The 22,955-nt window shown below is 71.0% G+C and carries 22 protein-coding genes; 5 read left to right on the top strand and 17 right to left on the bottom strand.

Annotation, left to right across the window (positions count from 1 at the left end; genetic code table 11):
* Positions 1–3 precede the first annotated feature (3 nt).
* The 10 genes from panD to dksA all read right to left on the bottom strand — a co-directional run bounded on the left by panD (position 4) and on the right by dksA (position 10,886).
* Positions 4–384, bottom strand: a complete 381-nt coding sequence (gene panD / locus QC818_RS05970; protein WP_309651932.1) for an aspartate 1-decarboxylase — start codon at positions 382–384, stop codon at positions 4–6.
* A 34-nt stretch (positions 385–418) separates the two neighbouring features.
* Positions 419–1,267: a pantoate--beta-alanine ligase gene (panC, locus tag QC818_RS05965; RefSeq protein ID WP_309651931.1), complete on the bottom strand. Its 849-nt coding sequence runs from the start codon at positions 1,265–1,267 to the stop codon at positions 419–421.
* Positions 1,267–2,058: a 3-methyl-2-oxobutanoate hydroxymethyltransferase gene (panB, locus tag QC818_RS05960; RefSeq protein WP_309651930.1), complete on the bottom strand. Its 792-nt coding sequence runs from the start codon at positions 2,056–2,058 to the stop codon at positions 1,267–1,269. The genes panC and panB overlap by 1 nt, the downstream gene beginning before the upstream one ends.
* 114 nt (positions 2,059–2,172) lie before the next feature.
* The gene (folK, locus tag QC818_RS05955; protein WP_309651929.1) at positions 2,173–2,670 is read right to left on the bottom strand and encodes a 2-amino-4-hydroxy-6-hydroxymethyldihydropteridine diphosphokinase; all 498 of its coding nucleotides are present in this window, start codon (positions 2,668–2,670) and stop codon (positions 2,173–2,175) included.
* On the bottom strand, positions 2,667–4,067 hold the full coding sequence (gene pcnB / locus QC818_RS05950) for a polynucleotide adenylyltransferase PcnB (protein ID WP_309651928.1): 1,401 nt from the start codon (positions 4,065–4,067) through the stop codon (positions 2,667–2,669). Before pcnB ends, folK begins: the two co-directional genes overlap by 4 nt.
* Positions 4,068–4,938: 871 nt before the next feature.
* Positions 4,939–6,345, bottom strand: coding sequence for a sigma-54-dependent transcriptional regulator (locus tag QC818_RS05945; protein WP_309651927.1), 1,407 nt, complete (start codon positions 6,343–6,345; stop codon positions 4,939–4,941).
* On the bottom strand, positions 6,323–9,283 hold the full coding sequence (locus tag QC818_RS05940) for an ATP-binding protein (RefSeq protein WP_309651926.1): 2,961 nt from the start codon (positions 9,281–9,283) through the stop codon (positions 6,323–6,325). The genes QC818_RS05945 and QC818_RS05940 overlap by 23 nt, the downstream gene beginning before the upstream one ends.
* A gap of 13 nt (positions 9,284–9,296) precedes the next feature.
* Positions 9,297–9,476, bottom strand: coding sequence for a hypothetical protein (locus tag QC818_RS05935; RefSeq protein ID WP_309651925.1), 180 nt, complete (start codon positions 9,474–9,476; stop codon positions 9,297–9,299).
* 9 nt (positions 9,477–9,485) lie between these two features.
* A complete protein-coding gene (gene gluQRS / locus QC818_RS05930) occupies positions 9,486–10,370 on the bottom strand; it encodes a tRNA glutamyl-Q(34) synthetase GluQRS (protein ID WP_309651924.1) in 885 nt (294 codons plus the stop codon).
* Positions 10,371–10,448: 78 nt separating this feature from the next.
* A complete protein-coding gene (gene dksA, locus QC818_RS05925) occupies positions 10,449–10,886 on the bottom strand; it encodes an RNA polymerase-binding protein DksA (RefSeq protein ID WP_309651923.1) in 438 nt (145 codons plus the stop codon).
* Between the two features lie 221 nt (positions 10,887–11,107).
* Between dksA and QC818_RS05920 the strand changes: the two genes are divergently transcribed.
* Together QC818_RS05920 and sfsA are read left to right on the top strand one after the other, a co-directional pair.
* Positions 11,108–12,277 (top strand): aminotransferase class I/II-fold pyridoxal phosphate-dependent enzyme, encoded by a 1,170-nt coding sequence (locus QC818_RS05920; protein WP_309651922.1) that lies wholly within the window; start codon positions 11,108–11,110, stop codon positions 12,275–12,277.
* On the top strand, positions 12,277–13,029 hold the full coding sequence (gene sfsA, locus QC818_RS05915) for a DNA/RNA nuclease SfsA (RefSeq protein WP_309651921.1): 753 nt from the start codon (positions 12,277–12,279) through the stop codon (positions 13,027–13,029). Before QC818_RS05920 ends, sfsA begins: the two co-directional genes overlap by 1 nt.
* On the opposite strand, the gene QC818_RS05910 is transcribed toward sfsA, so the two are convergent.
* From QC818_RS05910 to QC818_RS05885, 6 genes are all read right to left on the bottom strand, one after another.
* Positions 13,026–13,475 (bottom strand): DUF4426 domain-containing protein, encoded by a 450-nt coding sequence (locus QC818_RS05910; RefSeq protein WP_309651920.1) that lies wholly within the window; start codon positions 13,473–13,475, stop codon positions 13,026–13,028. The genes sfsA and QC818_RS05910 overlap by 4 nt on opposite strands.
* 68 nt (positions 13,476–13,543) lie before the next feature.
* Positions 13,544–14,179, bottom strand: coding sequence for a methionine biosynthesis protein MetW (metW, locus tag QC818_RS05905; protein WP_309652166.1), 636 nt, complete (start codon positions 14,177–14,179; stop codon positions 13,544–13,546).
* The gene (metX, locus tag QC818_RS05900) at positions 14,179–15,336 is read right to left on the bottom strand and encodes a homoserine O-succinyltransferase MetX (RefSeq protein WP_309651919.1); all 1,158 of its coding nucleotides are present in this window, start codon (positions 15,334–15,336) and stop codon (positions 14,179–14,181) included. The genes metW and metX overlap by 1 nt, the downstream gene beginning before the upstream one ends.
* A gap of 95 nt (positions 15,337–15,431) precedes the next feature.
* On the bottom strand, positions 15,432–16,025 hold the full coding sequence (locus tag QC818_RS05895) for a YggT family protein (protein WP_309651918.1): 594 nt from the start codon (positions 16,023–16,025) through the stop codon (positions 15,432–15,434).
* A gap of 33 nt (positions 16,026–16,058) precedes the next feature.
* A complete protein-coding gene (gene proC, locus QC818_RS05890) occupies positions 16,059–16,883 on the bottom strand; it encodes a pyrroline-5-carboxylate reductase (protein ID WP_309651917.1) in 825 nt (274 codons plus the stop codon).
* 60 nt (positions 16,884–16,943) lie between these two features.
* Positions 16,944–17,651, bottom strand: a complete 708-nt coding sequence (locus QC818_RS05885; protein WP_309651916.1) for a YggS family pyridoxal phosphate-dependent enzyme — start codon at positions 17,649–17,651, stop codon at positions 16,944–16,946.
* Positions 17,652–17,704: 53 nt separating this feature from the next.
* On the opposite strand from QC818_RS05885, the gene QC818_RS05880 reads away from it, so the two are divergent.
* Entirely contained in the window at positions 17,705–18,739 is a 1,035-nt protein-coding gene (locus tag QC818_RS05880) for a type IV pilus twitching motility protein PilT (RefSeq protein WP_309651915.1), read from the top strand.
* 32 nt (positions 18,740–18,771) lie between these two features.
* Positions 18,772–19,914: a PilT/PilU family type 4a pilus ATPase gene (locus QC818_RS05875; RefSeq protein ID WP_309651914.1), complete on the top strand. Its 1,143-nt coding sequence runs from the start codon at positions 18,772–18,774 to the stop codon at positions 19,912–19,914.
* Between the two features lie 60 nt (positions 19,915–19,974).
* On the opposite strand, the gene QC818_RS05870 is transcribed toward QC818_RS05875, so the two are convergent.
* On the bottom strand, positions 19,975–21,105 hold the full coding sequence (locus tag QC818_RS05870; RefSeq protein ID WP_309651913.1) for an anhydro-N-acetylmuramic acid kinase: 1,131 nt from the start codon (positions 21,103–21,105) through the stop codon (positions 19,975–19,977).
* A gap of 112 nt (positions 21,106–21,217) precedes the next feature.
* Here QC818_RS05870 and tyrS point away from each other — a divergent pair, with 112 nt between their 5' ends.
* Positions 21,218–22,417 carry a tyrosine--tRNA ligase gene (gene tyrS / locus QC818_RS05865; protein WP_309652165.1) on the top strand — a complete coding sequence of 400 codons (1,200 nt, stop codon included), beginning with the start codon at positions 21,218–21,220 and terminating at the stop codon, positions 22,415–22,417.
* Positions 22,418–22,955: the final 538 nt, after the last annotated feature.

Genomic DNA, 22,955 nt, shown 5'->3' with positions numbered 1-22,955 from the left:
GGGTCAGGCGAGCTGGACGGGGATGGCGTTGCTGGTGTGGCTGACCGCGTTGCCTTCCTGCAGGTAGACCAGGGCCGGCTCGTGGGTCTCGAGCTCGGCCTCCGAGTACTGGGCGTAGCTGCAGATGATCACCCGCTGGCCTTCGCTGGCCAGGTGAGCGGCGGCGCCGTTGACCGAGATCACCCGGGAGCCTTCCTCGGCGCGGATGGCATAGGTGGTGAAGCGCTGGCCGTTCTCGACGTTGTAGATCTGGATCTGCTCGTTGTCGCGGATGCCGGACATGTCGAGCAGCTCGCCGTCGATGGCGCAGGAGCCCTCGTAGTTCAGCACGGCGTGGGTGACGCGGGCCATGTGCAGCTTGGCCTTGAGCATGGTGGTCAGCATGGAGGCAGGTCCTCTGGTGGCGTTGGCCGGGCCCTCAGCGGGGGAGGGTCAGCGACAGGTTGTCGATCAGTCGGGTCGGGCCCAGGCGCGCCGCGGCAAGCAGCACGGCGTCGCGCGTGGTCTCGCCGACCGGGCCCAGGTCGGCGGCACGCAGTTCCAGGTAGTCGGGGGCGAAGCCCGCCTCGCGCAGGCGCGCGCGGCCGGTCTCCAGGGTGGCCGCGACGGGCTCGCCGGCCTGGAGAGCCTCGCGCAGCACGCGCAGGGTGGCATGCAGCGCCGGCGCCCGGGCGCGCTGGTCGGCGTCCAGGTAGCCGTTGCGCGACGACAGCGCCAGGCCGTCGGCGTCGCGGACGATGGGCACCCCGACGATCTCGATCGGCAGGTGCAGGTCGGCGACCAGGCGACGGATCACCGCCAGCTGCTGGTAATCCTTCTCGCCGAAGCAGGCCAGGTCGGGCTGCACCAGGTGGAAGAGCATGGTCACCACGGTCGCCACGCCGTCGAAGTGCCCCGGCCGCGAGGCGCCGCACAGCCCCTCGGAGACCTCGGGCACGCTGACCCGGGTCTGGGCGTCGAGGCCGCGCGGGTAGATGGTGGCCGGGTCCGGCGCGAACAGCAGGTCGCAGCCGGCCGCCTCCAGGCGTGCGCGGTCCTCGGCCAGGGTGCGCGGATAGGCGTCCAGGTCCTCGTCGGGCCCGAACTGCATGGGGTTGACGAAGATGGTGGCGACCACCACGTCGGCCCGGCGGCGGGCCTCGGCGACCAGCGCCAGGTGGCCGTCGTGGAGGTTGCCCATGGTGGGCACCAGGCCGATGGTCCGGCCCGCCCGGCGGTGGGCCGCCAGGGCCTCGCGCAGGGCGGGGATCGCGTCCAGGGTCTGCATCAGAAACAGTGCTCCTCGGCGGGGAAGCGCCGCGCCTTGACGTCCTCGTGGTAGCGGCGGAAGGCGCCGCGGATATCGCCGGCCTCGGCCATGAAGTCCTTCACGAAGCGCGGCTTGCGCCCGGCGGTGACGCCGAGCACGTCGTGCATCACCAGGATCTGGCCGTCGGTGTCGGGGCCGGCGCCGATGCCGATCACCGGCACCTCCAGGGCCTCGGCCACGGCGCGGCCGAGGCTCGCCGGCACGCACTCGAGCAGGATCACCGAGGCGCCGGCCTCGACCAGGGTGCGGGCATCCTCGAGGATGCGACCGGCCTGGTCGGCGTCGCGGCCCTGCACCTTGTAGCCGCCCAGCTGGTAGACGGTCTGGGGCGTCAGGCCCAGGTGGGCGCAGACCGGCACGCCGCGGCGGGTCAGCTCGCGGATGCCGTCGGCCATCCAGGCCTCGCCCTCCACCTTGACCAGCTCGGCGCCGGCGCGCATCAGGGCGCTGGCGTCCTCGAGCAGTCGCTCGGTGGTGGCATTGCTCATGAAGGGCAGGTCCACCATCAGCAGGCTCTCGCCCTTGCCGCGGGCCACGCAGCGGGTGTGATAGCAGACGTCGTCCAGGGTCACCGGCAGGGTGCTGGCATGCCCCTGCAGGACCATGCCCAGGGAGTCGCCGACCAGCAGGACCTCCACGCCGGCGTCGCTGGCGGTGCGGGCGAAGGTGGCATCGTAGGCGGTCAGGCAGCTGAAGGTCTCACCGGCGCGCTTGAAGGCCTGGAGCGTGCTCAGGGTGACAGGTTTCATGGCGTGCTCTCGTATGGTCATCGGGCGGCCGGCTCCCGCCGTGCCCAGGTGTAACCCGCAATTGTTACCCGAACCGGGTGGAAGTGTCGATAGGTAACACTCGACCGTCACCGGTCAGGCGTCGGGTAACACCTGGCGCAGGCCATCGGCCTCCAGCCGCGCCGCCACCCGGGTGACCGGCCGACCGTCGGGCAGGCGCAGCTCGGGGGCCAGCTCGGCCAGCGGGATCATCACGAAGGCGCGGCGCGTCATCTCCGGGTGCGGCAGCACCAGGCGCGGCGTCGCCAGCTGGCGGTCGTCGTGCAGCAGCAGGTCCAGGTCCAGGGTGCGCGGCCCCCAGCGGCGCGCCCGGACGCGGCCGTGGCGCTGCTCCAGGGCCTGCAGCTGGTCGAGCAGGGCCAGCGGCGAGAGGGCGGTCTCCAGCTCGGCCACCGCATTGACGAAGTCGGGCTGGTCGGCGGGGCCGACGGGGCGGCTGGCATAGCGCGGCGAGGCCTGGCGCCGGCGGGTCAGCGGCAGGGCGTCGAGCTCGGCCAGGGCGCGCTCGACATGCTCGTGGGGCCCGTCCAGGTTGCTGCCCAGGCCGATCCAGGCGCGATACCGCCGGCTCATGAGTCCTCGGCGGGGCGCCGGGGCTTGCGCCGGCGGCGCCGGCGACGCTTGCGCGGGGGGCCGCTGCCGGCCGGGTCGGCGCCGACCTTGCTCAGCAGGCGGCGCTGCTCGTGCTCGTCGGCATCCTGGAAGGCGGTCCACCAGTCGCCCAGGCCCGGCTCGAGCTCGCCGGCCGCCTCGCGGACCAGCAGGAAGTCGTAGGCGGCCCGGAAGCGCGGGTGTTCGCGGGTCTGGAAGGCCCGCTTGCCGCGCCGCTGCATCAGGCGCTGCTGGAGGTCCCAGATGTCGCGCATCGGCAGGCTGAAGCGCTTGGGGATGGCGACATGCTGGAGCTGCCGGGAGATGACCTGCTGCGAGGCGGCCTGCAGGGCCGGGATGGACGGCATGCCCTCGGCCTCCAGGGCGCGCTGGCGCAGGCTGACCGGCCCCCAGAGCAGGGCGGCGAACAGGAAGGCCGGGGTCACCGGGCGTTCCTCGTGGATGCGCCGGTCGGTGCTGGCCAGGGCCCGCTCGACCAGCGCCTCCGCCCAGGGCAGCTCGGCCATGGCCTCGTCGGCCTCGGGGAACAGCATGGCGAACAGGCCGTAGTCGCGCAGCAGGCGGAAGGTCTCGACGCCGTGGCCGGCCATGAACAGCTTGAGCACCTCGTCGAACAGCCGGGCCGGCGGCACCTGCAGCAGCTGCGGCGCCAGCTCGGCGACGGGGGCCTCGGTGGCCGGGTCGAGATGGAAGTCGAGCTTGGCGGCGAAGCGCACCGCGCGCAGCATGCGCACCGGATCCTCGCGGTAGCGGGTCGCCGGATCGCCGATCAGGCGCAGGGTGCGCGACTCGATATCGCGCACGCCGTCGGCGAAGTCGTGGATCGAGAAGTCGGCGATGTTGTAGTAGAGGGCGTTGATCGTGAAGTCGCGGCGCAGGGCGTCCTCCTCGAGGCTGCCCCAGACGTTGTCGCGCAGCAGCATGCCGTCGTCGGACTGCTGGGCGACGTGATCGGCGTGGTCGTCGCCGGGCTTGCCGCGGAAGGTGGTGACCTCGATCACCTCGCGGCCGAAGCGCACGTGGACGATGCGGAAGCGCCGGCCGATGATCCGCGAGTTGCGAAACAGCTCCCGCACCTGCTCCGGGGTGGCGTCGGTGGCCACGTCGAAGTCCTTGGGCATGCGGCCGAGCAGGGAGTCGCGGATGCAGCCTCCGACCAGGAAGGCCTCGTGGCCGGCGTTGTGCAGCCGGTAGAGCACCTTGAGCGCGGCGTCACTGAAGTGCTGACGCGACACCGGGTGCTCCTGGCGGGGGATGATGCGCGGCTCGGGATGGCCGCCCGACGCGTCCTGAGGACCGAACAGGGACCGGAGGTGCTCGCCCGGGCTCTGCAGAAAGCGGGTAAAACCTTTGATCATGCGGCGTTGTCGACTCGCGGGGATTCGAAAGGCGTTGAGTGTAGCGAACACCCGACACCTTGCAAAGCATGGGGGGTTCTGGCATGCGGCCTTCGGCGCCCCGTGGGGCCCATTCGGCCGGTGCCCGAAACGCAAGAGGGGGAGGCCAGTGGCCTCCCCCGTAAGCAGGATGCAGCATCCCTGCTGCTGATTCTTCTTCGTGATGGCGCATCGCCTTGAATACGCACCACAGTCGCCAAGGAGGTTTCAGGCAAGCTATGTTGTTGTCCTTGTTGACGTTCCTGAGCGCGACCGTCTCGTATTCAAAACAATAATCCAACCACGACGGCTTGATGATTGCCTCCCCCCGACGTCTTGTTGTTGTTGACGGGGGTGCACCTCCGACGGCCCTTGTTGTTGTTGGTGGCCGGTGTGGGTGCGTCGCGTCCTGATTCCGGACTCCGAGCGAATTGTTGTTGTTGCCTCGGAGGACTCGTGCTGGGGCCGCCGCTGCTGTTCTTGTTGTCGGCATGGCGTCGAGTCGCTGTGGCCCTGAGCTGTTGTTGTTGTTCGGCTCGGGCCGGTCACCGCGCGAGGGTCCTGTTGTTGTTGTTGGCCGCGGGTGACAGCCGGCGTTGTTTTTCTTGCCCTGACTATAGCAGGGGCTGTGCCATCTTTGTGAAATCACTTTAAATACAGTGGGTTACTTTATTTCATCATTCTGCCATCTTTCATGGCTCCGGGGAGTGTTACCCGCGATGCCCGCTCATGGGGCAGGGGGTGTGTGGGAAGGTAACAAATGGGGCGAAACACCCCGGTCGAGGCCCCGAATGCGGCGCCCGCGGCCGAGGCCGCGGGCGCTGGTACTTTGGTCGAAGGGCGGGCGTCGGGGTCAGCCGGCGCCCCGACGCGGGCCCTTCTTGCGCGGGATGCCCAGGCGCTGGCGGCGCTCCCAGAGGCACTTGCGGCTGATGCCGAGTTTCTGGGCCAGCTCGGTCTCGCTCATCTGGTCCTGGTGCTCGAGCACGAAGTGCTGGAAGTAGTCCTCCAGCGACAGGTCCTCCTCCTCGGCGGCCGCCCCGGCCATCGGTTCCGGGGGCGCCGGCTCCCCGCCCGGAGCGGGCTCCTCCTGGGGCAGGGGGGAGCCCGCTCGCGGGGTCGGGGCGAGGCCCAGGTCGTCGGGATGGATCAGGTGGCCCTCGGCCAGGATCACCCCGCGCTCCAGGGCGTTCTCCAGCTCGCGGACGTTGCCGGGCCAGGGGAAGTCGCGGATCTCCCGGCGCGCCGCCCGGGACAGCCGCAGCCCCTCGCGCTCGTGGCGCCGGCAGGCCTTGTCCAGCAGCACGTCGGCGATCTGCAGGATGTCGTCCTCGCGGTCGCGCAGCGGCGGCAGGTCGATCTGCATGACGTTGAGGCGATAGTAGAGGTCGAGGCGGAACTCGCCGGTCTTCGACAGCGCTCGCAGGTCCCGGTGGGTGGCGGCGATCAGGCGCACGTCCACGTGGCGGGTCTCCACCGAGCCGATCTTGCGGATCTCGCCCTCCTGGAGCACGCGCAGCAGCCGGGCCTGGGCATCCAGCGGCAGCTCGCCGATCTCGTCGAGGAACAGGGTGCCGCCGTCGGCGGCCTCGACCAGGCCGGTGCGGGCGGCGCTGGCGCCGGTGAAGGCGCCCTTCTCGTGGCCGAACAGCTCGGACTCGATCAGCGTCTCGGGAATGGCCGCGCAGTTGACGCACACCAGGGGGGCCGCGATCCGCTTGCTCTGCTGGTGGATGGCGCGGGCGACCAGCTCCTTGCCGGTGCCGGACTCGCCCTGGATCAGCACCGTGACGTCGGCCGGGGCGGTCTTGCGGATGCGGGTATACACCGCCTGCATGGCCGGGCAGTCGCCGATCATGGTCTGGCGCTGGCCGTCCGGCTCGGTGATGTCGGGGGGCTCGCCCTGCTGGAGGGCGCGCTGGTGGAGGACCCGAGCCACGGTCTCGAGCAGCTCGTCGTGATCGAAGGGCTTGGCCACGTAGTCGACGGCGCCGAGCTTCAGCGCCTCCACGGCCGAGCGCATGCTGGCGTAGCTGGTCATGATCAGCACCGGGACCGGCGCGGCCCGGGCGATCAGCTCGGTGCCCGGCTCGCCGGGCAGGCGCAGGTCGCTGATCACCAGGTCGAAGCCCTGGAGGTCGAGGGCCAGGGCCTCGTCCACCGAGCCGGCCTCGCTGACCGCGTGGTCATGGCGTTCCAGCAGGCGCTTCAGGGCGCTGCGGATGATGGCTTCGTCTTCAACGATCAGGATCCGGCTCATGGGGGCTCTCAGCATCCTCCTGGTTGAGGGGCAGCCATAGCTTGATGCGGGTGCCGCTCGGGCGTCCGGTCGGCGGGGACTCGATCTCGATCTGGCCGCCGTGCTCGGCGACGATGCTGTAGACCAGCGGCAGCCCGAGTCCCGTGCCCTCACCGGCCGGCTTGGTGGTGGTGAAGGGTTCGAAGAGGTGGTCGCGCACGCGCTCGTCGATGCCGTGGCCCTCGTCGGTGACGGTGACCAGCAGCCGGTCGTCCGCCGGCTCGGCGGCGATGGTCACCCGACCGCCGGGCGCGCTGGCGTCCCGGGCGTTGCCCAGCAGGTTGATCATCACCTGCTGCAGGCGCTGGGCATCGCCGGCCACACGGGGGGCGGGCGGGCAGCGATTCTCGTAGCGGACATCCTCGCCCGACCGGGCGAGCCGGATCAAGTGCAGGGCCTCGTCGGTGACCTCGGCCATCGACACCGCCTCGAAGGCCGCCCCGGTGACGTGGCGGCCGCCGTGGGCGAAGCCCACCAGGGAGCCGACGATCCGCGACACCCGGTCGGTGAGTTGCTGGATCTGGTCGGCGGTCTCCAGCAGGGCGGGGTCGTCGGTGTCGTAGCGCAGGTTCTGGGCCAGCGAGGAGATGCCGGTGATGGGGTTGCCGATCTCGTGGGCCACCCCGGCGGCCAGCTGGCCGATGGAGGCGAGGCGGGCGGCGTGCACCAGCTCGTCCTCCAGCCACTTCATCTCGCTGTGATCCTCCACCAGGATGACGTTGCCCCCCGGCTCGTGCCGCTCGCCGTGGAGCTCGGCCTTGTGCAGGCTCAGGTAGCGGCGCCCCCGGGCCAGCGCCACCGGCTGCTTGTAGAGCTGGCTGCCGGGCTCGGCCAGGATGCGGCCCAGCAGCTCGTCCCAGGGCGGCGGCAGGGTGTCGCGGTGGGCGCCGATCACCGAGTCGCCGGGGATGCCGGAGAGCTCCGCCAGGGCGTCGTTCCACATCAGCAGCTCGCCGTCCTCGCCGAAGGCGCACAGGCCCACCGGCAGGCGGGTCAGGGTGCGCCGGTGGTAGCGGCGCAGGCCGTCGAGCTCGCGGGCCAGGCCGGTGAGCCGCGAACGGTAGGCCTCGAGGCGGCTCTCGACGAAGTGGATGTCCTCGGTGGCGCCGGGGCCGTCCTGGCGGTAGGGCAGGTAGCGATCGACGATGTCCTGGGCCACCGAGGGGCCCATCAGCCCCGAGAGGTTGGCCTGGATGCGGTCGCGCAGGCGGCGCAGGGCATAGGGGCGGCCGTCCAGCGGCGACATCTGCAGCGCCGAGAGGGCCCGATCCACCTCGCGCTGGGCGACCTCCTCGCCCAGCGCGCGGGCCAGGTGGCGCTTGATCTCCACGCCGTTGGTGGCCACCAACGGCAGCCGCATGGGGCGCACCACGGCGTCCACCGAGCAGGCCTCGGCGGCGGCCCGCTCGCCCGCCGAGGTGGGGGTGGCCAGCGAGACCAGGATCAGGCTCAGCACGTTGGCGGCCAGCGAGACCAAAGTGACGAGGTACCAGTCGGGCTCCCCGGCCAGCACCTCCAGGCCCGGCGGCAGCAGCACCAGGCCGGGCTGCCCGCCGAGCAGCGGCAGCCACAGGCCGGCCATCCAGATCGCCACCCCTACCAGCAGGCCGGTGACCATGCCCTTGCGGTTGGCCCCCGGCCAGTAGAGCAGGGCCAGCATGCCGGGCAGGCACTGAACCATGCCGACGAAGGAGGCCAGCGCCAGGGTGGAGAGGTCGTGATGCACGCCCACGGTGCGATAGAACAGCCAGCCGCCGACGATCACCGCGGCGATCAGGGCGCGTCGCAGCCAGCGCAGCCAGCGGTAGAGGTCGGGCTGGGCGATGGGCGGATGGGCCACCAGCACCAGGTGGTTGAGGACCATCCCCGACAGCGCCAGCGAGATGATGATCATGGTGCCGCTGGCCGCGGCCAGGCCGGCGATGAAGGCCAGGGCGTCCACCCACCAGGCGGACGACAGGCCGAAGGCCAGGTAGGCCGCGCCGGTGGTCGCCGGGTCCACCCCCAGGCGCTGGCTGCCCCACAGGATCAGCGGCACCGGCAGGGCCATCAGCAGCAGGAACAGCGGCAGCACCCAGCCGGCGCGCAGCAGGGTGCGGCGATCCAGCGGCTCGGCGAAGGCGATGTGGAACATGTTCGGCATCAGGAAGGCCGCGGCGAAGAACAGCAGCAGCAGGGTGCGCCAGTGGCCCGGGTCCAGGGGGTGGGTCTCGGCCTGGGCGAGGTGGCCCGGACCGTCCAGCCAGGCCTGGAGGTCGCCGGGGCCGTCGAAGATGCCGAACAGGGCGAAGGCCCCCAGCGCCAGCATGGCGCCGAGCTTGACCAGCGACTCCAGGGCGATGGCCGCCAGCAGGCTGTCGTGACGGGCGTTGAGGTGGCTGTGCCGGGCGCCGAAGAGGATCGCGAACAGCGCGATCAGGCAGCTGAAGCCCAGCGCCAGCCATTCCCGGGAGCCGCTTCCCGTCAGCAGCTGGATGGCGTTGCCCATGGTCTGCACCTGCAGGGCCAGCAGCGGCAGCACCGCCAGCAGGCTGACCAGGGTGATCAGGGTGCCGACCCAGCGCGAGCGGAAGCGGAAGGCGAACAGGTCGGCCAGGGAGGCCAGCTGGTAGGTGCGCGCCATGCGCTGGATGGGGACCAGCAGCACCGGGGCGAGCAGGAAGGCGCCGGCCGCCCCCAGGTAGTAGGCCAGGTAGCCGAAGCCGCTGCGCCCGGCCTGCTCGAGGCTGCCGTGGATCGCCCAGGCGCTGGCATAGACCCCCAGCGCCAGGGTGTAGGTCGCCGGGTGGCGGGCCAGGCGCGCGGGGATCCAGCCGCGCTCCACGGCCAGCGCGCCGAGGAACAGCACCAGCAGGTAGCCGATGCCCAGGGCCAGCAGCCCGGTGAGGGTCAGGCTCATCTCCGACAGGCTCCTAGCGGCGTTCGTCGAGCTGGCGCTTGCGCTCCAGCCACAGGGTCAGGGCGATCAGCACGCCCCAGATCAGGAAGGGGCGGTACCAGGCGGCGCCGGGGCTGCCCCAGCCGCTCATCAGCAGCGGCGAGAGCAGGTAGCCGCCGAACACCAGGAACAGCACGATGCGGTAGACGTACACGGGAGCTCCTCAGGCGTCCTCGCCGCGGGCGAGCGCGGGGCGCAGCCGGCTCGGCGCCCAGTGGTCGATGGCCCAGGCCAGCTGCTCGTCCACCGGCGCGCCGGCCAGCGCGGCGGGCGGGGCCTGGTCGAGCAGCGCCAGGGCGCGGTGCAGCAGCGGCCGGGCCTCGGGCTCGGTGTCCGGCAGCGCCGGGGCCAGGTTCTGCTTGGAGAGCTTCTGGCCGTCGTCGCCGAGGATCAGCGGCAGGTGCAGGTAGCGCGGCGCGGGTAGGCTCAGGGCGTGCTGCAGCTGGCGCTGCCAGGGGGTGTTGTCGAGCAGGTCGGCGCCGCGCACCACCTCGTTGATGCCCTGATCGGCGTCGTCCACCACCACGGCGAGCTGGTAGGCCCAGAGGCCGTCCTTGCGCCGGAGCACCACGTCGCCGAGCTCGGCCGGATCGAAGGCCTGGGGGCCGAACAGGCGGTCCTCCCAGCGCACCGGGCGCAGGCCGAGGTCGCTGCGCAGCCGCCAGGCCCGCGGCTTGTCCGGCTCGCGCACGCCGTCGCGGCACCAGCCCGGGTAGACGGGGTGGTCGCGCCACTGGCGGCGCGAGCAGCTGCAGGGATAGGCCAGGCCTAGCGCCTCCAGCCGCGCCAGGGCGGCGGCATAGGCGTCGTGGCGTTCGCTCTGCCAGGCGACCGGGCCGTCCCAGTGCAGGCCGAAGGCCTCCAGCTGGCGCAGGATGGCGTCCGCCGCGCCGGGCGGGCAGCGCGGCGGATCGACGTCCTCGATGCGCAGGCCCCAGCGGCCGCGGGCGCGACGCGCGTCGAGGAAGCTGGCCAGGGCGGCGACCAGCGAGCCGAGGTGCAGGGGACCCGAGGGGGTCGGGGCGAAGCGGCCACGGTAGGCGCTCATGGACGACTCCGGGGCTGTGGGGCGAAACGGCGAACGGGCACCCGGAAGGTGCCCGTCGGCAGGTGGCGGGGCGGGGCCTCAGCCGCCCAGCTGCTTCTCCTTGAGCTCGGCCAGGGTCTTGCAGTCCACGCACAGGGTGGCGGTGGGGCGCGCCTCGAGGCGGCGGATGCCGATCTCGACGCCGCAGGCCTCGCAGAAGCCGTAGTCATCCTCGTCGATCTTCTCGAGGGTCTCGTTGATCTTCTTGAGCAGCTTGCGCTCGCGGTCGCGGGTCCGCAGCTCGAGGCTGAAGCCTTCCTCCTGGGTGGCGCGATCGGCCGGGTCGGCGTAGTTGTTCGCCTCCTCCTGAAGATGACGCACCGTGCGGTCCACTTCCTCCATGAGTTCCTGTTTCCAGCCCAGCAGGATCTGTCGGAAGTGCTCGAGCTGCTTCTCGTTCATGTACTCTTCACCCGCCGCCGGCTCGTAGGGGGTGAATTTCTTGGGCGCTTCCATCTTCTTTTCTGCAACTGGCATGGGACTGCCTCGTTCTTGAGTGACTGCTGATCAATACCCGCCGCGGTGCTAAGGTATCTCACGCCAAAGGGATGCTTGTTTAGCGAAAAAACGCCGCCTTTGCAACACCTCCTCCCGGCGCCCCTGCGCGAGCACGCCAAAAGTCGTAACATGCGGTCTTTGACTATGGCAGGCCGAAAAGATGCCTGCCAAGGCCATGCTGTCGTCTGGAGGACATCGCCATGTCATGGAGCTCGCGCGTGGACGCCGTCGCCCCCTTCCGGGTGATGGGGCTGCTGGAGGCCGCCCAGGCCCGGGAGGCCGCCGGCCACGACGTCATCCACCTGGAGATCGGCGAGCCCGACTTCGCCTCGCCGGAACCGGTGCAGGCCGCCGGCCGCCGAGCCCTGGCCGAGGGACGCACCCGCTATACCCCGGCGGCGGGCCTGCCCGCCCTGCGCGAGGCCATCGCCGAGCACTATGCGCGCGACTACGGCGCCGCGGTCGATCCGGCACGGATCCTCGTCACGCCCGGCGCCTCCGGCGCGCTGCTGCTGGCCAGCCAGCTGCTGGTGGAGGGCGGCGACCGGGTGCTGATGGCCGACCCCACCTACCCCTGCAACCGGCACTTCATGGCGCTCGCCGGCGCCGAGGTCGAGGCCGTCCCGGTGGGCCCGGACAGCCGCTGGCAGCTGGACGCCTCCCTGGTGGCGCGCCACTGGCGCGACGACACCCGGCTGGCCATGCTGGCGACCCCCTCCAACCCCACCGGCCACATGCTCGATGCCCCGGGGCTGACCGCGGTGGCCGAGGCGGTCCGATCCCGCGGCGGCCACCTGCTGGTGGACGAGATCTACCAGGGGCTCTGCTACGACCTGCCCCCGCTCTCGGCGACGGCGGTGGCGCCCGAGGCCTTCGTGGTCAACAGCTTCTCCAAGTACTTCGGCATGACCGGCTGGCGCCTGGGCTGGCTGGTGGCGCCGGAGGCGGCGGTGGAGCCGCTGACCCGACTGGCCCAGAACGTTTTCCTGGCCGCGCCCACCCCGGCCCAGCACGCCGCCCTGGCGGCCTTCTCGCCCGAGTGCCGCGAGATCCTCGAGGCGCGCCGTGCCGAGCTGGCGCGGCGCCGCGAGGCCCTGCTCGGCGGCCTCGAACGGCTGGGGCTGGCGCCGGACCAGCCGCCCCAGGGCGCCTTCTACCTGTGGCTCGACGTGTCCCGCTATACCCGCGACAGCGAGACCTTCTGCCGCCGGCTGCTGGAGGAGGAGAACCTCGCCATCACCCCGGGCACCGACTTCGCCGTGACCGGCGGCGAACACCATGTGCGCATCGCCTTCACCACCGGGGAGGCCCGGCTCGAGGAGGCGGTCGCGCGGCTGGGACGGTTCCTGGCTCGCCGGGAGGGTGCCTGATGGACTATTCGGCGCCGCTGATACCGGGGGTGCTGCTGCGCCGCTACAAGCGCTTCCTGGCCGACGTGCGGCTCGACGACGGCCGCGAGGTGGTCGCCCACTGCCCCAACACCGGCTCGATGCGCGCGGTCAACGTGCCGGGCTGCCGGGTGTGGCTGGCGCCCAGCGACGACCCCCGGCGCAAGCTGGCCTGGACCTGGGAGCTGATCGAGCTGCCCCGGCCGGGGGGCGGGGTGGCCCTGGCCTCGGTGCACACCGGGCGGACCAATCGCATCGTCGAGGAGGCGCTGGCGGCCGGGGGCATCGAGGAGCTGGCCGGCGCCGGCGCGGTGAGGCGCGAGGCCCGGGTGGCCGGCCCGCCTCCCGCCCGGCTGGATTTCCGGCTGGGCGACGGGGACGGCGCGGCGACCTATGTGGAGGTCAAGCAGGTGACCCTGCGCGAGGCCGACGGCCACGGCTACTTCCCCGACGCGGTCAGCGCCCGGGGCCGCAAGCACCTGGAGACCCTGGCCGAACTCGCCGCCGCGGGGCATCGCGCGGTGCTGCTGTTCTGCGTGGCCCACGAGGACATCGCCGGCGTCTCGCCGGCCGATCACCTGGACCCGGCCTATGCCGCCACCCTGCGGCGGGTGGCGGCGCGGGGCGTCGAGGTGCTGGCCCGGGGCTGCCGCTTCGCCCGCGACGCCGGCCGGCCCCGGGCCGTGGCGCTCGGCGAGGCGCTGCCGGTCGATCTCGAGCGGCGGCTGGCCTAACGGTCGATATAGAAGCGCTGGATGAAGCCGATCTCCGCCGGCGGGGCGTCGGGGTCCGGCCGCACCTCGAGCTCGAAGCGCATCGGCTCGCCTTCCTGAATGCGGAAGGTGGCGATGTGGTAGACGCTGTCGCCGTCGCGCACCGTGCGGAAGCTCAGCGGCCGCGACTGGCCGGTCAGGCCGCTGACCCGGCCGTCGATCAGGGCGTTCACCGTGCGGGTCGAGGCGTCGTCGCGCGCCTCGACGACGCTGATGTTGAGCATCCCGGTGACCCGGCTGCGCCGGATGCCGGTGGCGGTGGCCACCTCCGGCGTCAGGAAGCTGGTGTTCAGCGCGTTGTAGTGGATCTGATAATCGCCGTGCTGCTCGTACTGCTGGGCCTGGGCCGCCGGTGCGGCCAGCGCCAGGGCCATGGCCAGTCCCCCCAGCCAGTGTCGAATCCTCATGCCGTTTCCCCTCCTGTCATCCGATAACCAAGGCGTCGTCCGTCCTCGGGCCGCGTCGCCGGGCCGGTTCAGCCGGCGTCGCGGGGCCGCGCGGCTCGCCCGGCGGCGCCCGGGCCGCGGGCGACCCGGAAGATGGCGATCTCGCCGAACAGGTTGGGCCACAGCCGTGAGGTCCAGTGGCCCTCGTGGCCGCCCACGCCCACGGCCCGGTCCACGATGATCAGACCCTTGTCGCGGCACAGGTGTTCAAAGTCGTTGAAGGTCGACAGGTGGATATTGGGGGTGTCGTACCAGGCGTGGGGCAGCGACTTGGACACCGGCATGTAGCCGCGCAGCCCCAGGTGCACCCGATGGCGCCAGTAGGCGAAGTTGGGGAAGGTGATGATGCACTCCCCGGCGACCCGCAGCATCTCGTCGAGCATGCGGTCGGGACGGCGCAGGGCCTGCAGGGCCTGGGTCATCACCACCAGGTCGCAGGCGTCGTCCTCGAAGTTGGCCAGGCCGGCGTCGAGGTTCTGCTCGATGACGTTGACGCCCCGGGCCAGGCAGGCGGTGATGCCGTCGGGATCGATCTCCAGGCCGTAGCCGGTCACCGCCTTGTCGGTCGCCAGGGCGGCGAGCAGGGTGCCGTCGCCGCAGCCCAGGTCGAGGACCCGGGCGCCGTGTGGCACCCAGTCGTGGATCAGTTGCAGGTCGGCGCGCATCATGGGCGGTCCTCCAGTCCCTGGTCGCGGGCCACGCGCGCCATGAAGGCGGCGAACACCGCCTGGTAGCGGGGCTCGGGCAGCAGGAAGGCGTCGTGCCCGTGGGGCGAGTCGATGTTGACGTAGCTGACCGGCTTGCCGGCGCGGATCAGGGCGTCGGCCAGCTCCTTGGAGCGCTCGGGCGGGAAGCGCCAGTCGCTGGAGAAGCTGACCACCAGGAAGGGGCAGCGCGCGGGGGCCAGCGCCGCCGCCAGGTCGCCGCCATGGGCGGCCGCCGGATCGAAGTAGTCCAGCGCCTTGGTCATCAGCAGGTAGGTGTTGGCGTCGAAGGAGGTCGAGAAGGTGTCGCCCTGGTAGCGCAGGTAGGACTCCACCTGGAACTCCACGCCATAGTCGAAGTTGAAGTCCTCCCGTCGCAGGTCGCGGCCGAACTTGCTGCCCATGGCGTCTTCCGACAGGTAGGTGATGTGTCCCACCATGCGGGCCAGCTTCAATCCTCGCCGGGGCAGCAGGCCGTGCTCGGCGTAGTGGCCGTCGTGGAAGTCGGGATCCGAGCGGATCGCCTGGCGGGCCACCTCGTTGAAGGCGATGTTCTGCGCCGACAGCTTGGGCGTGGCGGCGATCACCGCGGCATGGGCGATGCGCTCGGGGTAGGTCAGCGCCCACTGCAGCACCTGCATGCCCCCCAGGCTGCCGCCGACCACGGCGGCGAAGCGCGCGATGCCCAGGCGGTCGGCCAGACGAGCCTGGCTGTGGACCCAGTCAAGCACCGTCATCATCGGGAAGTCCGGGCCCCAGAGCTCGCCGGTCTCCGGGTTCGGGGTGTTGGGGCCGGTGCTGCCATGGCAGCCGCCCAGGTTGTTCACCGACACCACGAAGAAGCGCTCGGTGTCGATCGACTTGCCGGGGCCGATGTGGGCGTTCCACCAGCCGGGCTTGCGGTCGTCCGGGTCATGGTAGCCGGCGGCGTGGTGATGGCCGGACAGGGCATGGCAGATCAGGACGGCGTTGGTGCCCTCGGCGTTGAGGGTGCCGTAGGTCTCGTAGACCAGGTCATAGGCCGGCAGCGTCCTGCCGCAGGCCAAGGGCAAGGGGTCGTCGAAGTGCGCCGTCTCGGGCGTCACCAGGCCGACCGAATCGCGGGGCAGCTCGGTCATCTATCGTGTCGTGTCCAGTCGTTGTCGTTGTCTCGAGGGCGCCCGGCAGCGCGCGGTGCCGGGCGCGTCGGGCGCGCGTCGCGCCCGCTAGCTACCTACAGGCCGACCAGGGCGCCGACGACGCCGGCGGCCCGGATCAGCGAGCCCACCACGATACCATCGATCAGGCTGATGGCGATGAACACCACGATGGGCGAGAGGTCGAGCATGCCCAGCGGCGGGATCACCCGGCGCACCGGGGCCATGATCGGTTCCACCAGCTGCATGATCAGGATGGCCCCGGGGTGGTTGGCCTGGGGGGCCACCCAGCTGAGGATGATCATCACGATCAGGGCGAAGAAGTAGATCTTGAGGACGGCGTTGGCCAGCGCCGCCACGGCGCCCACGGCCAGGTCGTCCAGCGGCGCCATGCCGTAGCCGGCGATCTGCAGGATGGCGATGATCGCCACCAGCTTGATCAAGAAGCCGCTCGCCAGGGTGGCCAGGTCGAAGCGGCCCATCACCGGGCCCAGGAAGGCCTGGAAGGGCCGCACCGCCGGCTGGGTGATCCGCACCACCGACTGGCTGATGGGGTTGTAGTAGTCGGCCCGCGACGCCTGCAGCAGGAAGCGCAGCATCAGCAGGAACAGGTAGATGTTGACGAGGGTGTTGACCAGCAAGAGGCCGGCGTTTCCCAGTTGGCTGCCCATCGGGGCTCCTCCGTGTCGTGTGGACCAGCGCGCTCAGCGCTTGCCGAGTTCCTCGGCCATCTCCCGGGCGCGCTCGGCGCAGGCGTCCATGGCCTCGGCGACGATGCGGCGCAGGCCGGCGTCTTCCATGTGGGCGATGGCGCGCTCCGTGGTGCCGCCGGGGGACATCACGTTGCGCTTGAGCTCGCCCGGGGTCTTGTCGCTGCCCATGGCCATGCGCGACGCGCCGAAGGCGGTCTGCATGGCCAGGCGGCGGGCGGTGTCGGCGGGCAGGCCCAGCCTGGCGCCGGCTTCCTCCATGGCCTCGAACATCAGGAAGAAGTAGGCCGGGGCGCTGCCGGATACCGCGGTCACCGCCTCCAGCAGGGCCTCGTCCTCGACCCACTCGACCAGGCCGACGGCCTCGAGCAGCTCGGTGGCCAGGCCGCGCTGGGCCTCGCTGACCCGGGGATTGGCGTAGAGCCCGGCGGCGCCGGCGCCGACCAGGGAGGGGGTGTTGGGCATGCAGCGCACCACGGCCAGCTCGCCGCCCAGCCAGGCCTCCAGGGTGTCGGCGGACAGGCCGGCGGCCACCGAGAGGATCAGCGGCTTGCGAGCCTGGGCGGCATCGCGCAGGCCCGCGCAGACGTCCTGCATGATCTGCGGCTTGACCGCCAGCACCACCACGTCGGCCGCGGCCACGGCGGCGGCGTTGTCGGTCGAGGTGCGGATGCCGTACCGCTCGCGTACCGGGGTGAGCATCTCCTCGCTGGGGGAGGTGGCGGTGATGGCGTCGCGGGGGTAGCCGCTGTCGATCATTCCGCCGATGATGGCGCTGGCCATGTTGCCGGCGCCGATGAAGGTGACTTGGCTTGCCATGGGTTCGGTCCTGTCTGGGTCGACGAAGGGCGCCGGCGGCGAGCCGCCGGGGCCACGGGTTCAGTCGGGGCGCCGGCGGGCCCCGAAGATGGCGGTGCCGAGGCGCACCAGGGTGGCGCCCTCGGCCACGGCGGCTTCCAGGTCGCCGCTCATGCCCATCGAGAGGGTGTCGAGCGGTGCCTCGGGATGGCGTTCGCGCAGTATCTCGAGCGCCTCGCGCAGCCGGGCGAAGGGGCGTCCCTGCTCGCGGGGATCCGCGGCCGGCGCCGGGATCGCCATCAGGCCGCGCAGGCGCAGCCGCGGCAGGGCCGCCACGGCCTCGGCCAGTGCCGGCAGCTCGGCGACGGCGACGCCGGATTTCGAGGCCTCGCCGCTGACGTTGACCTGCAGGCAGACATTCAGCGGCGGCAGCGCGTCGGGGCGTTGAGCGTTGAGACGCCGGGCGATCTTCTCCCGGTCTAGGCTGTGTATCCAGGCGAAGCGGCCGGCCGCCTCGCGGGTCTTGTTGGATTGCAGCGGGCCGATGAAGTGCCAGACGATGTCGTCCAGGTCCGCGAGCTCGGCCTGCTTGTCCAGCGCCTCCTGGAGGTAGTTCTCGCCGAAGTCGCGCTGCCCCAGGCGGTAGGCCTCGCGGATCAGGGCGGCGGGCTTGGTCTTGCTCACGGCGAGCAGGGCGGCGTCGCCGGGAGGGCGGCCGGCCTCGGCCAGCGCCGAGGCGAGTCGGCGGCGGGCGGCGGCCAGGGAATCGGAAAGTACCAGATCCGTCATGTCGCGAGGTCTGTCATACTAAGAACACCTTATCCCGGAAGCGGGGGAATCGCATGGATATTACCGAACTGCTGGCATTCTCGGCAAAACAGAACGCCTCGGACCTGCATCTCTCGGCGGGGCTGCCGCCGATGATACGGGTCGACGGCGACATTCGCCGGCTCAACGTGCCGGCCATGGAGGATCGCGAGGTCCGCAAGCTGATCTACGACATCCTCGCCGATCGCCAGCGGCGGGACTTCGAGGAGTTCCTGGAAACCGACTTCTCCTTCGAGGTGCCCGGGGTGTCGCGCTTCCGTGTCAACGTCTTCAACCAGGCCCGCGGCGCCGGGGCGGTGTTCCGCACCATCCCCGCCGAGGTCTGGACCATGGACGACCTGGGGCTGGGCGAGGTGTTCCGGCGCCTGGCCATGCTGCCTCGCGGGCTGGTGCTGGTGACCGGGCCCACCGGCTCGGGCAAGAGCACCACCCTGGCGGCGATGATCGACTACATCAACGACCATCGCTTCGAGCACATCCTCACCATCGAGGACCCGGTGGAGTTCGTGCATCGCAGCAAGCGCTGCCTGATCAACCAGCGCGAGGTGCACCGCGACACCCACGGCTTCGCCCCGGCCCTGCGCAGCGCCCTGCGCGAGGACCCGGACGTCATCCTGGTCGGCGAGATGCGCGACCTGGAGACCATCCGGCTGGCGCTGACCGCGGCCGAGACCGGCCACCTGGTGTTCGCGACCCTGCACACCACCTCGGCGGCCAAGACCATCGACCGGATCATCGACGTCTTCCCCGGCGACGAGAAGGCCATGGTGCGCTCGATGCTCTCCGAGTCGCTGCAGGCGGTGATCTCCCAGGCGCTGCTCAAGCGCCAGGGCGGCGGCCGGGTGGCGGCCCACGAGATCCTGATCGCCACCTCGGCGGTGCGCAACCTGATCCGCGAGGACAAGGTGGCGCAGATCTACTCGGCGATGCAGACCGGCGGCAACCTCGGCATGCAGACCCTGGATGCCGCCCTGTCACGGCTGGTGGCCGACAGCGTGGTGGCGCGTGACGAGGCGCAGACCAAGGCCAAGGCCCTGCTGTCCAGCTGACGGCGCCCGATGCGAGACGGAGGAGAGTGCAGATGACCCCGAACGAGTGGCTCTATCAACTGCTCGACATCATGGTCGAGAAGGATGCCTCGGACCTGCTGATCTCGGTGGCAGCGCCGCCGACGCTCAAGCTGGCCGGCAAGCTGACGCCGATGGGCGAGGAGGGGCTGTCGGTCGCCCAGGTCGACGAACTGGTGGCCGCGGCGACGCCGGACAACTACCGACAGCGCTTCCACGACGAGCACGAGGCCAACTTCGCCCTCAGCCTGGCGGGGCGCGGCCGTTTCCGCGTCAGCGCCTTCCGCCAGCGCAACCAGGCGGCCATGGTGGTGCGCCGGATCCCGTTCTCGATTCCCCACCTGGAGGAGTTGTCGCTGCCGGAGGTGCTCGGCGACCTGGCCAACATCAAGCGCGGCCTGGTGTTCGTGGTCGGCGGCACCGGCACCGGCAAGTCGACGACCCTGGCGTCGATGATCCAGCAGCGCAACGAGACCATCGGCGGTCACGTCATCAGCGTCGAGGACCCCATCGAGTACGTGCACCCGCACCGCAAGGCCATCATCAACCAGCGCGAGGTGGGCATCGACACCGACTCCTTCGAGGTGGCCCTGAAGAACACCCTGCGCCAGGCGCCGGACGTCATCCTGATCGGCGAGATCCGCAACCGCGAGACCATGGAGCATGCCCTGACCTTCGCCGAGACCGGGCACCTCTGCCTGGCGACCCTGCACGCCAACAACGCCAACCAGGCGCTGGATCGGATCATCCACTTCTTCCCCCACGAGCGCCACGACCAGGTGTGGCTGGACCTGTCGCTCAACCTGCGGGCCATCGTCGCCCAGCAGCTGTTGCCGACCCTGGACGGCGGGCGCTGTCCGGCCATCGAGATCATGCTCAAGTCGCCGCTGATCGGCGACCTGGTCCGCAAGGGCGAGGTCTCGGAAATCAAGAACGTCATGGCCCGCTCCCGGGACATGGGCATGCAGACCTTCGACCAGGCGCTCTACGACCTCTACAGGCAGGGGCGGATCAGCGAGGAGGTGGCCCTGGTCCATGCCGACTCGGCCAACGACCTGCGCATGATGATCAAGTACGGCGACGAGGCCGGGCAGGGGCTGGCCGAGGCCAAGGAGGCGGCCAGCCACCTGTCCCTGCGCGGCGAGGACGACTACTGAGGGGCAGGGGGCCGCGGCAAGGGCGCTGGCCTCTCCCCGCCGGGCCATCAGGGGCGGCGCTCAGGGGGCGTAGACGCCGCCCAGCACCCGAGGGCCGGCCGCGCCGGTGACCGAGGGCAGGTTGCCCGGCCGCCCCTCGAGGCGGCGCCAGGCCAGCCAGGCGAAGGCGGCGGCCTCCAGCCAGTCGGGCGGCCAGCCGAGCCCCGTGGCGTCCTCCAGGGGCGTCTCGGGCAGGCGGCGCGCCAGGCGGGCCAGCAGGTCGCCGTTGTGGGCGCCGCCGCCGCAGGGGATCAGGCATTCGGCGCTCGGGGCCGCGTAGCGCTCGCGGGCCATGTCGATGCCCAGCGCCACGCTGGCGGCGGTCAGCTCGGCCAGGGTCGCCTGCACGTCTTCGGGGGCCTCGTCCCCGCGGAGCCGCTCCTCCAGCCATGCCGGGTGGAAGACCTCGCGTCCGGTGCTGCGCGGCGGCGGGCGGTGGAAGAAGGGCTCGGCGAGCAGCCGCTCGAGCAGGGCCTCGTCCACCCGGCCCGAGGTCGCCCAGGCGCCGTCCGGGTCGTAGGCGCCGCCGCGATGGCGGGCGTGCCAGGCATCCAGCAGGGCGTTGGCCGGCCCGGTATCGAAGCCCAGCGGGGCGCGATCGTCTTCCGCCGGAGGCAGCAGCGTCAGGTTGGCGAAGCCGCCCAGGTTGAGCACCAGGCGCCACCGGCCGGGGGCTCGGAACAGCGCCTCGTGGAAGGCGGGCGCCAGGGGCGCGGCCTGGCCGCCCGCGGCCAGGTCGCGGCGCCGGAAGTCGGCGACCACGGTGCAGCCGGTGAGCTCGGCCAGCCGGCTGGGATCGTCGAGCTGCAGGGTGTAGGCCGGCCCGCCCCCGTGGCCCCAGGGGGCGTGCTCGACGGTCTGGCCGTGGCTGCCGACGGCGGCGATGTCGGCGGCGGCCAGGCCCGCCTCGGCCAGCAGTTTGTTCACCGCCTCGGCCTGCAGGGCGCAGAAGGCCGCCTCGGCCTCCGCCAGCTCGGCGAAGCTCGCCCGCTCGGCGTGGCACAGCCGCCACAGACCGTCGCGCAGCGTCTTGGGCATCGCCGAGGCGCGGGTCGCGACCAGTCGCGGCGGCGCCGAGGCCGAGAGGTCGACCAGGGCGGCGTCGACGCCGTCGAGGCTGGTGCCGGACATCAGGCCGATGAAGTAGGGCATAAGGGCTCCCGCTAGGGCTCAACCGTCGGTGGCTGGCATGGTAACATCCCCGACCATTCCCAACGTCCATCGTCGCCCCGAGCGGGCCGCCCTGCCGAGTGGAGAGGAGAGCATGACCGATGTCGCCGACGCGCTAGCGTTGCTCAAGCGTGGTACCCACGAGATCCTGCTGGAAGACGAGCTGGAGAAGAAGCTGGCCTCCGGCCGCCCCCTGCGCATCAAGGCGGGGTTCGATCCCACCGCCCCGGACCTGCACCTGGGGCACAGCGTGCTGCTGACCAAGATGCGCCAGTTTCAGGACCTCGGGCATACGGTCATCTTCCTGATCGGCGACTTCACCGGGCGCATCGGCGATCCCACCGGCAAGAACGTCACCCGCAAGCCGCTCACCGAGGAGGAGGTGCGGGCCAACGCCGAGACCTACAAGGCTCAGGTGTTCAAGATCCTCGACCCCGAGAAGACCGAGGTGCGCTTCAATGCCGAGTGGTTCGCCGCCATGAGCGCCGCCGACATGATCGAACTGGCCGGGCAGAGCACCGTGGCCCGCATGCTCGAGCGCGACGACTTCGAGAAGCGCTACCGGGCCGGCCAGTCGATCTCCATCCACGAGTTCCTCTATCCGCTGGTACAGGGCTACGACTCCGTGGCCCTGGAGGCCGACGTCGAGCTGGGCGGCACCGACCAGAAGTTCAACCTGCTGATGGGGCGCGAGGTCCAGAAGCACTTCGGCCAGTCGTCCCAGGTGGTCATCACCATGCCGCTGCTGGAAGGGCTGGACGGCGTGCAGAAGATGTCCAAGTCGCTGGGCAACTATGTCGGGGTCGACGAGTCGCCGGGCACCATGTTCAACAAGCTGGTGTCGATGCCCGATAGCCTGATGTGGCGCTACTTCGAGCTGTTGTCCCTGAAGAGCAACGAGGCGCTCGAGGCGCTCAAGCGCGACGTCGAGGCCGGAGCCAACCCGCGTGACGTCAAGATGGAGCTGGCGCGCGAGCTGATCGCTCGCTATCACGGCGAGGAGGCCGCGGCCAATGCGCACCGCAGCGCCGGCAACCAGCTGGCCGAAGGCGAGCTCCCGGAGGACCTGCCCGAGGTGGACGTCGACTTCGAGGGCAGCGCCCGGGCGCCCATCGCCGCGGTGCTCAACCGCGCCGGCCTGACCAAGAACAGCGCCCAGGCCAAGGATATGCTGGGCAACGGTCGGGTGAAGGTGGATGGCGAAGTGGTCGCCCGCGACCACATGCTCGATGCCGGCAAGAGCTACGTGATCCAGGCCGGCAAGAAGCGCTACGCCCGAGTCTCCATCGCCTGATCGTCCCGCGGCCGGACAGGGAAGGATGAACGCCCGCCTCGTGCGGGCGTTCGCGTCTCCGGCCGAGGGGCGCGATTATCCACAGCCGGTCCGGCGTCACGAGGCTGTGGACAGGTCAGGGGCGATGTCACCCAGCGATCACCCGCTCGACATCATCCGGTAAAAAAGTCCTTGCGTGCGTCCGGGAGAATCCGTAAAGTACGCAACCGCTGCCGGCGACGGGCAACGTTGCAGGCGGTGATGAGTGGCAGAAGCGCTTGTTTTGCTTGAGGTTTTTCGAAGGTTTCGCAAAACGCTCGCTTGACAGGCTCGCCGGATTCGGTAGAATGCTCGCCACGCTTTACGGAGACCCGCTGAGGGCTCCATCGGCACTCGCTTCGCTAGGGCGAAACGAGAGTCGGTCATCCGCTCGCTGCCTCGGCAGTCACGAGATGAAGGGTTGACACGACGCGCCGATCACGTAGAATACGCCTTCCTCGCAGGGCGCCGGGCAAGACGGCCAGTCTGGTCGGCACGGCAAAGCGAGATGCTCTTTAAC

The sequence above is a fragment of the Halomonas koreensis genome (assembly GCF_031451675.1).
In the GTDB taxonomy this organism is placed as follows: Bacteria; Pseudomonadota; Gammaproteobacteria; order Pseudomonadales; family Halomonadaceae; genus Halomonas; species Halomonas koreensis.
This window is presented reverse-complemented; position numbering and strand designations above follow the sequence as displayed.